This window comes from Verrucomicrobiota bacterium (assembly GCA_034440155.1).
Classification (GTDB): Bacteria; Verrucomicrobiota; Verrucomicrobiia; order JAWXBN01; family JAWXBN01; genus JAWXBN01.
Genome location: JAWXBN010000004.1, coordinates 1 through 11,933 on the forward strand (window position 1 = coordinate 1; position 11,933 = coordinate 11,933).

At 52.6% G+C, this 11,933-nt stretch carries 8 protein-coding genes; 6 read left to right on the top strand and 2 right to left on the bottom strand.

Features of this window, described 5'->3' with window-relative positions; genetic code table 11:
• The 3 genes from SGI98_00185 to SGI98_00195 form a co-directional block, all read left to right on the top strand.
• On the top strand, positions 1 to 804 hold an 804-nt coding region (locus SGI98_00185), incomplete at its 5' end, for a DUF2254 family protein (protein ID MDZ4741818.1).
• Between the two features lie 1,308 nt (positions 805 to 2,112).
• A complete protein-coding gene (locus SGI98_00190; GenBank protein ID MDZ4741819.1) occupies positions 2,113 to 3,540 on the top strand; it encodes an amino acid permease in 1,428 nt (475 codons plus the stop codon).
• 458 nt (positions 3,541 to 3,998) lie between these two features.
• Positions 3,999 to 7,976, top strand: coding sequence for a glycoside hydrolase family 2 TIM barrel-domain containing protein (locus SGI98_00195; protein MDZ4741820.1), 3,978 nt, complete (start codon positions 3,999 to 4,001; stop codon positions 7,974 to 7,976).
• Positions 7,977 to 7,988: 12 nt separating this feature from the next.
• On the opposite strand, the gene ndk is transcribed toward SGI98_00195, so the two are convergent.
• Entirely contained in the window at positions 7,989 to 8,408 is a 420-nt protein-coding gene (gene ndk / locus SGI98_00200) for a nucleoside-diphosphate kinase (GenBank protein MDZ4741821.1), read from the bottom strand.
• A 266-nt stretch (positions 8,409 to 8,674) separates the two neighbouring features.
• Between ndk and SGI98_00205 the strand changes: the two genes are divergently transcribed.
• The 3 genes from SGI98_00205 (at position 8,675) to SGI98_00215 (ending at position 10,627) form a co-directional block, all read left to right on the top strand.
• Positions 8,675 to 9,859 (top strand): pyridoxal phosphate-dependent aminotransferase, encoded by a 1,185-nt coding sequence (locus tag SGI98_00205; protein ID MDZ4741822.1) that lies wholly within the window; start codon positions 8,675 to 8,677, stop codon positions 9,857 to 9,859.
• Between the two features lie 158 nt (positions 9,860 to 10,017).
• Positions 10,018 to 10,308, top strand: coding sequence for a hypothetical protein (locus tag SGI98_00210; GenBank protein ID MDZ4741823.1), 291 nt, complete (start codon positions 10,018 to 10,020; stop codon positions 10,306 to 10,308).
• A gap of 133 nt (positions 10,309 to 10,441) precedes the next feature.
• Entirely contained in the window at positions 10,442 to 10,627 is a 186-nt protein-coding gene (locus tag SGI98_00215) for a hypothetical protein (GenBank protein MDZ4741824.1), read from the top strand.
• A gap of 612 nt (positions 10,628 to 11,239) precedes the next feature.
• Here the strand turns inward: SGI98_00215 and SGI98_00220 are convergent.
• Positions 11,240 to 11,933, bottom strand: a 694-nt coding sequence (locus SGI98_00220; GenBank protein ID MDZ4741825.1) for an MFS transporter, incomplete at its 5' end; no start/stop codon positions are given.

The window sequence follows — 11,933 nt, forward strand, 5'->3', positions numbered from 1 at the left end:
GGCCGGCTCTTTCCGGAACGCCTGGGCCACGGCCCGGCGGAAGACGACGACGATCCGCCGTCGCATCTTCCGTCCGACCGGAAGTGGCGCGCGATCTCCGCCAAGGAAAGTGCCTATATCCAGAGCGTGGATAACGAGATCCTCCTGCGAATCGCCCGGGAAAACAAAACCCTGGTGCGGATGGAGCACGCGGTCGGAGAGTTTGTGGTCGAGGACACTACGCTGGTCTCACTGGCGGCAGATGGGCCGCCGGATGAAAAGGTCATTGACGACCTGCGCTGCGCCTTCGCCCTCAGCCGCTACCGCACGGTCCATCAGGACGTGGGCTTCGGAATCCGGCAGATTGTGGATGTCGCCTTGAAGGCGCTTTCTCCCGGGATCAACGACACCACCACGGCCACCACCTGTGTGGAATATCTGACCGCGATTCTGGCGCGGCTGGCGGTCCGGCGGATCCCTTCAAATTACCGCCATGAGGAAGGGGAGTTGCGCGTGATCGCCCTGGGGCTGAGCTTCGAAAGCTTGCTGGCGGAATCCTTCGACGAAATCCAAAGCAGTTCCAAAGGCAATCTTACCGTCATGTTGCGGATGCTCGAAGGCCTGCAAACCTTGGCCGGGTTGACTGCCAATCCTCCCCACCGGCGGGTGCTAGGTGAACAAGCCGATCAGATTGCCGAACTGGCGGAGCGCACCCTCGAGTTTCCGCACGAGCAGACCCGGTTTGAGAGTCGTTTGGCGCAAGTGCGTGAAGCACTCAAGGCAGAGCTGGTTTTACCAATTTACGAACCACCCGCCGAAGCATGAAGACTATAATCAGTAACACTCCCCTTCCCCTCCGGTTGTAAGAGCCCCCGTCAATGGGACATTTCAAAAGTAGAGATTTCAAGCCGCTTTGGTTGTTGTGTTTTGGTTTGCTAGTTAAGTGTTAGACCTTAGTAGGGTTTCACCTCATTGCGGGAGCGGATCGAATGTTCTCTCTATAACCGATATAAAATCAGAAGTCTGACCACAAAATCTAACAATTAAAACACTTAGAAAGGAAACAACACATGACAAAAACCACGCAATCGCATACCGATCCGTCGGACTCAGCCAAGCAACTGAAGTCGATTTTCGCCGCTGGTCCGAACAGGTTCGTAAACAGCTTGAACCAACGCGGGTGGGCACAGGCTTTCTGGATCTTGTCTCTTCGTTATTAGAGGGCACGTCGGGCGTGTTAGATAGTCTTGGGAAGAAGGTCAGCGAAGCTCTAACGTATAAGACTGGAGAAATGACAGGTCCAGGCACCTTGACATGCACTAGCTGTAAAAAAGAAATGCACTTCGACGAGCCCGGGCATGTGCCGCCTTGCGCTGGGTGTAATGGCACCATATTTCGCAAGCATTACTAAAGTTACATCATCGAGAGTAGCGTGCAGGTTACGTTTCTGTGACGGATCTCGCGAGGTAGGGCTTCACCCCATGGTGATTTTTACCATCAGGGGCTATTCTTGAGTCGAGTAGAAACCCCCTCATGAAAAATTCGAGACACCTCGGCATGTGAACCGCCTCAAATGACATTCCATTTACCAGATCCCGAAAACCAAATCACAAAGCCATGAAATCAGTTGCATTACTTACACCGATCATCGCACTCGCTGCCACAACCGGAACCCTTTTCGCGGAACACCACGAAACAACGAACAAACCATCCGAAAAGAACTTTGATGATGACTGATTGCGGAAGAAATCTAACACCATGAAAAAACTCATTGTATTTGATCTCGATGGCACACCCGAGGAAATCAAATCGCCTCTCGATGTCGTGGAAAAATCGGGGTCAGGCTGAGAATTGAGATAACTTTACAGGCGAAATGTGATGAGGCCTTAGCCGGGCTCAATGCAAAAGCCTCACCGTATCGCCTTGAGGATATTCAGAGTTATACCGCTGATTCTAATTATTTTCGATTCGAGTACTGAGATTCATCGGGAATGATGGAGGGATACCCCTTCGATAGACCCACTTCGACAGAAGCAGCCCGAACTTTTAAAGGAATGTAGACAACGGTAAAGGTGAAGAGGTGGACAGATTTTAATTGACTCGGAGCTCAGTCAGCCATAACTCTGGAGCGCAATGGCACAAATCGACTACTCAAACCCTCAGACTGACACGGTTCAACTCAAGCGCACTCTTGGTAAGTGGCAGTTGCTTTTTTACGGCCTAGGAAGCATGTTAGGTGCGGGCATTTACGCACTGGTCGGGAAAGCCGCCCTGATGATGGGAAACGCCGTCTGGATGGCGTTCGCGGCGGCAATGGTGGGAGCGATTCTCACCGGGCTATCCTATGCCAGCCTCGGCTCGCGCCATCCGCGCGCCGGCGGGGCGGCGTATGTCACGCAGCACGCCTTCGGCATCACGATTCTAAGCTATATCGTCGGTATCGCCGTCACTATGTCGGGCCTCACCAGCATGGCGGCCGGCACGCAGGCGATGGCGGATAACCTTCTTAAGGGCTTTTCACTGCTGGCGAATCAGCCCTACCAGGCGGGTTCGATCTGGATCAAACCAGTCTCCGTAGTGATCGTACTGATGATCGGGCTGGTGCTGATCAAAGGGATACGCGAAAGCATGTGGGCGAACCTGATCTGCACGTTCGTCGAGGCGGCAGGCCTGCTGTTTATCATCGCGGTCGGCATGCGGTTCTGGGGATCAGTCGATTACATGGAAATGCCCGTCGGCACCGACACGGGACATTTTTCCACCGTGCTGATGCTGGTGCTGAGCGGCGCGGTGCTGACGTTCTTTTCATTTATCGGATTTGAAGACATTTTGAACGTATCCGAAGAGGTGAAAAATCCGTCGCGAGATGTCCCGTTCGGGCTGGTCGGGGCGATGATCCTGGCCACGCTGATTTATATGGGGGTCGCGATTACCGCCGTCAGTGTGATTCCGTATCAGGAGTTTGCTGATTCGGGCTCGACACCACTGGTTCGCGTGGCGCAGGTGGCCGCGCCGTGGTTTGGCAGGATCGATGTGGTGTATGTCGGCATCAGTATTTTCGCCATCGGGAACACCGCGCTGCTGAATTATCTGATGGGTTCGCGACTGTTGTACGGGATGAGCCGCCAGGGATTGCTGCCCGGATTTCTCGGCATCGTTAATGCCCGAACGCAAACGCCCGTGGTGGCGATATGTGTGCTGTTCCTGATCGTTACCGCTCTGATCGCCGTCGGAAATGTCAAAGCATTGGCCGAATCCACCGTGCTGCTACTGCTTTGCGTCTTTATCATCATGAATGCGAGTCTGATTCGCCTAAAGCTAAAAAAGGATGAGCCGAAAGGTCGATTTGAAGTGCCGCTGTTGGTACCGATCCTCGGTCTACTGGTGTGCGGCGCGATGTTGGTTCGCCGTGCGATCGACCCATTTCTCGGGAAAGAAATCACCTCCGAAGCGTATCTGCCGCCTATGCTTGCAGCCGTGATCATCGTGGCGGCAGCGGGGCTGTATTTCGTCGTTTCGCCGGTAAAAGTGGCAGAAGAAGGTAAGATCAAGCGGGATTGATAACCGCTTCGGCGTTCGGGACCCCAGGAAAATGGTTCCATCGGGCAGGGACGCCCTCTGGTGCACGCGGGGACGCATGCGCTCCCTGATCCTAGGGCAAGTGGGGGCCGCTCTCCCTACACACGAAAAATCTAGGGCCTTTGCGTGAAACTTATTTTTCCAGAACGTGACTGGGGATCAAACTCAGTCGCCTCACCCGCATCGCCCTTTTTGATCAAATGCCCCGTGGTCACTGACGAGGGGGAACTCATCCCTCCAGTTGAGAGGAGCAATTTGCTCGCCCGATTAGCTCTGCCAACTGAGCACCGAGCACATAGCACTTCGCACATCCTCCTTTCCTTCGTGGCTTTCGTGTTCTTCGTGGTGAAAATTGCCCCCTTTGGAACTCCGGGACGGGGATAAAAAGGTAAAATCAGCTATTGCCTTGGGAGATGGGTCCCTTAATAAATGGGAGTCTTATGCCTGATACTTTACGCGCTGAACGTTGTTTGAATGGTTGGTGGGACTTTCACCCGGTCCTGTCGGAAGAAGGTAAGAAACATTTACCCCCCGGGCCGATGCCGGTGGACGGATGGCATAATGGCAAATTGATCGTGCCGGGTTCTTGGACCTGTGGTGGATATGTGCCGGGGCTGGTGGCAGGAACCTCCGAGCAGGAAGAGGCGAAACCATGGATCAAATGGCGGATGTTCGACAGTTACAATAACCCGCCGGAATGGGAGCAGACGTATACGGGCTGGCTCAAACGGACATTTAAACTGGATAAAAAAACAGCTGGGCGCCGTTACAAAATCCATTTTGGGGCGATCTTACGCGAGAGCTGGATATATCTGAATGGCCGGGAGATCGGGCGGAGCCTTAACGGAGTGTTACCCGTCGAGCTGGATGTGACCGATACGATCCGGGCCGGTAAAAACGAGGTGGCGGTTTATTGCACGGACTACCGCCGTGACGGGCAGGGAAAGACTTTTGTGCCGAATGGTTATGACCAGTTATTAGTGCATAACGGCATCTGGCAGGATGTTTACCTGCGTTCCCATGCGGATTGTCACCTCGAGGATATCACGATCCGCACGAGTGTGCGTGAACAAGAGCTGACGATCCTGGCGACGATCACAAATCAATCCACCCAGGGCCGTGATGTATCCCCTTCTTTTGCCGTAAAAAATAACGGTATGGTGGAACTCTCAATCGAGGGTGGCCGCCTTTCGCTCGAACCCGGTGAACGCAAAAAAATCGAAATAACCCGTTCATGGAAATCATACATCCCTTGGAATACGCAGACACCGCACCTTTACCACTTAGAGACACAACTCGCCGAGGGGCGCAATGTCATTGATTTGCAGAGTGACCGGTTCGGTTTCCGCGAGATTTGGATCGAGGGGCCACACGTCTTGCTCAATGGTGACCCGTGCCACATGTTCGGGGATTGGTGTCACAAGAGCACATTTGACGTCTTCCAGCCCGCCTACATCCGGCAGTGGTTCCGCATGCTCAAGGATTGTAATATGAATTACCTACGGACCCACATGTTCCCGCATCCACCGGTGCTCCTCGATATAGCCGATGAAATGGGGATCCTCGTCTGTGTGGAGTCCGCCTTTGCATTTGGTGGGCAGATGGCTTTGGATGCGGAGGAATTCTGGAAAAATACGCGTGTCCATATCCGCGAGATGGTTTCGCGTGACAAGAATCATCCTTCGGTCATCCTCTGGAGTGTCGGTAATGAAACACGTTGGTCCGGCAATCAATCCGCTGTGATCAAAAACGGTCCGGGCCTACGCAAACTCTGTGAGGAACTCGACCCCACCCGCATTCCCTACCATGACGGGGACAGTACCCTCTGGGATGAACGCGAACAGCACTTGCTCAGCCGGCATTACGGGCTCGAATCCGCCGGTGAAGGCTGGTGGGATAAAAAGCAGCCTTTGCATGTCGGGGAGGTCGGTAAATGGCATTATGGCCAGCCCCACGACAATGGCATCTACGGGGATGACTCCATGTATGCTTCCTTTGCTGAGTGCCACCGTGCCATCGCACGGGAAGCTTATGATGTGATCGAGCTCGCCCGTAGCAATGAGGTGTGTTGCCTTTTCCCGTGGAATCTCTCCGGGCTGGATAATTACCGCCCTTGGCCCGAAGAGCACCGTTTTGAAATCAAGGAGCCCGAGTCTCCTGGATTCAAAATCCTGCGCACGGCCGCATTCACGAGTGAATTCTCCTGGTGGGAACCCAACGGCAAGGGGTATGCGCCGGGGGTGGGTTTTGAGCTGATGAAAAAAGCGTTCCGCCCCTTAGCGGTTATTGTCCGCGAGAGGCTCTCCCGATTTTTTGATGATGCCACTGTGAAACATACGGTGAGCGTGGTGAATGACACGGGTGATATTGTCCGGGGCGATTTGCGCGTGCGCCTTTTCCGGGGGGAGAAAGTCCTCCATGAAGAAACCGGCCCGGTGGAAATCAAAAATGGGCGGTTGTATAAAAAGCAATTTGCACTGCCTTTGGTCAAACTGGGTGAAGCCACTGACCTGATCATCGTCACCGACCTGTCCGATACCGCACAGGTGTATGACCGGCATGAGCGCAATTTGCGCGTGACCCCGGCGACCGAGCGCAAGCGTGAATGGAAACTCCCGGTCGTGGCGATCCTCGGGGATGGTCCGGTGAAACAAATCCTCTCCGACCACAAGGTGAAAACCCTCCGGGTAAAATCTATTGATAAAGTCGATATCAAAAAAACACCCCTCTTGCTGATCGAATGCAATGGCGTGGAAGCAGCAAGTAAACAAAACCAAGAACTTGAGACTTTCCTCGCCAAAGGCGGGCGGGCTGTGATCCTCGAGCAGTCCTCCTGCATCTTCCCGGTATTAGATATAGACCAGAAACCTGTCGAGAGATGCCATATCCGTGGAGGGCAAAATGATATTCTCGCGGGATTAGGCGCGGGCGATTTTGAATTCTGGGGTGAAGACCCTTATGCCGTGATGGGTTCCGACTCGGCGGTGGTTCGTCTCCCTTACCGGAAACCTTCCAAAGGCAATATCCGTATTTTGCTGCATTCATCCTACGGTGATTTTGGTGGGGAAGGAATGAGGTTTTCCCCTTTATTCGAGTACCGGAGCGGGAAAGGAACCGTGATCGCCTCACAATTACGGATTACTGATAAAGCGGCCACCCATCCCGTGGCCCACGCCTTAATCGGGAGATTCCTCGACTACGCAGCGAAATACAAGGCCCGGGCGATTTGCCCGGTCGAGGCAGTCGGGGCTGTGCCTGCCGAGACTCTGGCGAGGATCGGCGTCTCGACGGCGGATGTTTCATCATTAGTGCTTGTGGACGGGAAGGCTGTCCCGAAAAAGATAGCCCTCGACCTAGCGGCCCGTGCCCGCAAAGGGGCGACGATTTTTGTCAGTGCACTCGACCGCGGGAGTGTCGCGGTGCTCGCTAAAGCTTTTGACCTGGAGATCAAAGCGGTGGATCTCGGTAATCAATATAACCTTGTCCGCGCCTGTGACCACGAGCTTTTGGAAGGGGTCAGCCAGCATGAGACATTCTGGCTGGATAAAGTGCAATATACTTATGGGGTGGAGAACCGGTTAATGACGGATGTGCTTTTGGAGTCAGCTCAGGGGCAGGCGCTCTTGGTCAGTGAGCGCGAGAGTTGCTGGCGCGAATTTTTCACGCAGGATGCGATGAGTGAATGGCTGCGGATGCCGGTGGTGACCTCGCTTTTATGGAATGGGCCGCGCCGCAGTGCCGCGGGGCTTTTGGAGTTTCCCTACGGGAAAGGCCGGCTCATCCTCTGCCAGATCCCCCTCGCTACGGATGAGTATGCGAAGGCGGATTGTTTCTGGTCCCACCTCTTAGCCCGGGCGGGAGCCTCATTTGGGAGTCCTTTGCTCGTGGGTGAATCGGTAGAGGCGGGGAGTAAACGCAGTGACGGCTTTGCCACAGCACTGCAAACCCTTTGTGATCCGGATGAGACGACCTTTCAGGAAATCCTGAAGGTCGGGATTTGCACCGAGATCCGCATGGCAAATGCGGCCATCAGTAATGGATTCCCCTGGGTGCGTATGGATAACGAGCAGGGCGAGATCCTGCTGGATACTCCTGCGCGTGAAGTGGTGATGACTTACCAGCTCCATGCCGGACGTATGCGCAAGGCTGTCCCGGTCGAAGGCGGATGGCCCGATCCCAGCCAGCAGACGTTATTAGGGCTGGAAGGCGACGGCACAGTCGAGCTTTATGTCAATGGCCGCCCTTATGAGGCAGTGCATCTCGGGCAGGCCGGCAGCGGTACCGTCGCGGATATCGATCTGGACTTGGTTTTTAATACGGTCATCTTGCGTTGGAAACCCGAAGGCGGTAAACGCCTCGCCTCACTCTGGCGTAACCGCCAACGTCAACCCGAGATTGAATTCTTGTTCTTGGTCTAGCTTGGGGGGGGATTAATAACTAAAAACTTCGCCGTCCTTGAAGAAACGTTTTAATTCGATCTGGGCGTTTTCAGAGGAATCGGAGGCGTGGATGATATTTTTCATGACATCGACACCGAAATCACCGCGGATGGTGCCTTTGTCAGCTTTTGTGGAGTCTGTCGGGCCGACAAGATCCCGGATTTTTTCCACGGCGTTTTCACCTTCGAGGGCGAGGGCGACGACGGGGAAGGATTTCATAAAAGCGGCTATATCAGGGAAAAAAGGTTTAGAGGCCAAGTGGGCATAGTGTTCAGCGAGGATCGTGTCATCAAGGGAGATCATTTTGATTCCGCGAACCGTGAAACCATTGTTTTCAAAGCGTTTAATGACATCTCCGATGAGTTTTTTCTGTACACAATCGGGTTTAAGCAAAATAAGGGATTTTTCCATGGCGAAAAATAGATAATGAATTTATCTAAAGTCGCAATGCTTATTTATGGTTATTTAGCGTATCATTCCTCACACGTGTTTATCTGAAAGCCTTCAAAATTTTCCTTTGCCCAACAGCTTGACGGGGAGCCCTGCAATCGGTACTGTCCAAACCTTTACTCCGAGAAAGGTCGGCACTATGACCCCTTGCTTTCCCTAAGAGGGCGAGGTTTTTTTGTCGGTGTAAATCGCGTAATTACATTAATTTGAGAAAAAGGAGCAGTAATATGAGTACGGTTGAATTAGCCAACAGGGCGAAGATTTTGACACCTTCGAAGACATTGGCCATTGATAGCAAAGCAAAGGGCATGAAAGCCGAAGGAATTGAAGTATTTAATTTCGGAGCTGGGGAACCTGACTTTGACACTCCTGACTATATCCGTAATGCCGCTGTCGAGGCGTTAAATTCCGGATTCACTCGTTACACCCCCTCCAGTGGGATTCCTGAACTACGCCAAGCGATTGCTGATAAACTCAAAAAAGATAACGGTATCGACTATAAGGCGAACCAAGTCATCGTAAATTGCGGGGCTAAACACTCTTGCTTTAACGCGATCATGGCCACGATTAATCCCGGCGACGAAGTCATCATTCCTGCCCCTTACTGGCTCAGCTACCCTGAAATGGTCAAGCTCGCTGGTGGTGAACCCTACATGGTCCAGACGAAGGAAGAAAACGGATTTAAACTCACCGCTGATGAATTACGCGAATCCATTTCGCCCGCCTCCAAAATGGTGATCCTGAATACCCCGGGTAACCCCACCGGCGCGGTTTACACCCGTCAGGAACTCGAAGACATCGTGGAAGCTGCTTTGGAAGATGATCTCTTGATCTTGAGCGATGAAATCTATGAGAAACTTGTGTATGATGATGCTCAACATTTCAGCGTGGCCTCATTCAGCAAGGAAGCTTATGAAAGCACAATCACGATCAATGGCTTCAGCAAATCTTATGCGATGACCGGATGGCGCTTGGGTTATCTCGCCGCTCCCGAGGCGATCGCCAAATCCATCGACTCCATCCAGAGCCATAGCACATCAAATCCCACTTCCTTCGCCCAAAAGGGCGCCTTGGCTGCGCTGAAAGATTCCGCCGCCTCTGAGGAGTTTATTAATACGATGCTTGTTGAGTTTAAGAAACGCCGCCATTACATGTTTGAACGGATCAGCGCCATTGATGGTCTCTCCGTTATTAAACCCATGGGTGCTTTTTACATGCTGGTGAATATTTCTCAGTCCGGCCTGAAATCCGCCGAGTTCACCGAAAGACTCCTCGAGGAAAAGAAGGTTGCTGCTGTCCCTGGAATTGCTTTTGGTGATGATAAATACATCCGCTTGTCTTATGCCACAAGCATGCAGATCATTTCTGATGGCCTCGAAAAACTCGATGAATTCTGCCAGAGCCTGAAATAATCAGGATCAGTTCATTTTTCTCCGGAAAAATCAAAGCGCCGCAATTTGCGGCGCTTTTTTTTGTTCCAGAATATTTGATGCGAAGGAAATATTTTAGGCGCACACGGACATAGATTCTTTGGCTGGCGGGTGGGGCGCAGTCGTCTGAGGGAAACAATATGACACCAGTCAGGCACTTAGGACTTCGTGGGTCAAATGAGAGAAATGTCCGCAATGACGTGGCGGGATTACTCAGTGTGGTGCCGGGTCTCGGGCACTTTTACAAAGGATACAGGATAATGGGGCTTTCCCTGTTTTTAATCGGGATTCCGCTCGTATTTTTTGTTTCCGGGATCATGGTTTTGGCGACACTGGGGATTAGTTTGTTTTTCCCCTTCGCTTTTTGGGGATTCAATGCGTGGCATGCCTTCGAAGTAAAAGACCACAACCATCATCATTGGTTTTTATAAGCTGATGATGAGTGTGAGTGGATGAAAGCAAATTGCTGGTAAACAATTTGCACACTGGGATCGTGTCATCCCCTGACCGTTTCGACAGGAGGAGTTAAGGATATTTTCACCACGATAATCACGAAGATGGAGTATGGAGGGTCGAGATTCTCTCTCGACCCGGATCGGGTTACCACGGATCGGGCGAGCGAGCACGTCCCCGAGTGCATCCGATGGCACCCCCGCCTTAATGGAACATTTTCAGGCACCAAACGCCTTCGGGACAATTTGCGCGATAATGGCGGCGCAAGACGCGGGGACCGAGGATGCTTCCCAGTAACATTCTGGAAAAATAAGTTTCACGCAAAGTTTTTTGAATTTCCGCGTGTAGGGCGAGCGGCCCTGCTTGCCACGGGCCAGAGTTTCTCTGGTTACATCCGGCATTCGGCAAGCAGGGCCGCCTCGCTCTACAGAAAAAGGGGTTCACCACAGCATTGCTTCCCCCCCTTCGTGGTGCAATTTGCTCCTCGCAACTGGAGGGACAATCTTCCGATTATCCGGGCCGAGCATTCACTGCGGTCAGAACCATTCCGACCCCAAACGCCTTCGGGGCAATTTGCGCGAAAACGGAGATGAAAGTGGACATTCCCCGTATCCCAAAGGTGTATATCCTTACAAGAAATAGATATATATGTTATTATTAAAAAGGCACTTACAGCTCTTCATCTAATACATTCCCCTCTCCTTTCCAATACTATTAGCCTGTCCCTTATTTTAGAGGCGCCACGCGGCAGTATTTAAGGGGTGTAATCCTAGGAAATTTCGGCGCTCTCACACAAGATAAATTCGTCCGTGACCACTTGAAAAACTTCACCTTCGTGCGATGTATTTTCTTGACCGCGGTGAAGCTTATTTCTAGGGCTTCACAGCATGATGTGCGCACAATGCGGCCCTAGGCAGGATGCTTATTTGTGCCATCGGGGATCATATTTCGAATGGGCAGAAACGGGATCGTCGCGAGGCCGGGCAACGTCAAAAGACAAACAATCACAAAAAAAGTGAAGTATCCTGTGGCCTCTTGGATGTACCCGCTTACCATGCCGGGGAGCATCATTCCAAGAGCCATGAAGCCGGTTGAAATCGCAAAGTGAGCCGTCTTGAAGCGGTCTCCGACAGTCTGCATCAGGAAAACCATAAAGGCGGTAAAGCCGAATCCGTAGCCAAGTTGTTCCAACGCGACAACGGCGGGCACGGACCATCCAGTCGGCTGGAAATGGGCGAGGTAAAGGTAGCCGAGGTTCGGGATATGGACGCAGAGTGCCATCGGAAAAATGCACCGGCGCAAGCCAAAGCGTGCGATGAGGATCCCCCCCACGATGCCTCCGACCACGAGGCCAAGGACGCCAAGAGTGCCATAGACAAGGCCGACTTGTTCGGTGCTTAAACCCAGTCCTCCACTGCTGGGAATGTCCTTCAGAAATGGCACAAGCATTTTTATGAGCATAGCCTCGCCTAACCGAAAGAGCAGGATAAAGGCGAGAACCCATCCGATTTTTTCTTGGCGAAAATAGCTGGCCCAGACTTCGAAAAAGCCAGCCTCCTTGGGCGACTGCACCGTGCGATCCTCAGCGGGATGGGGCAGGATA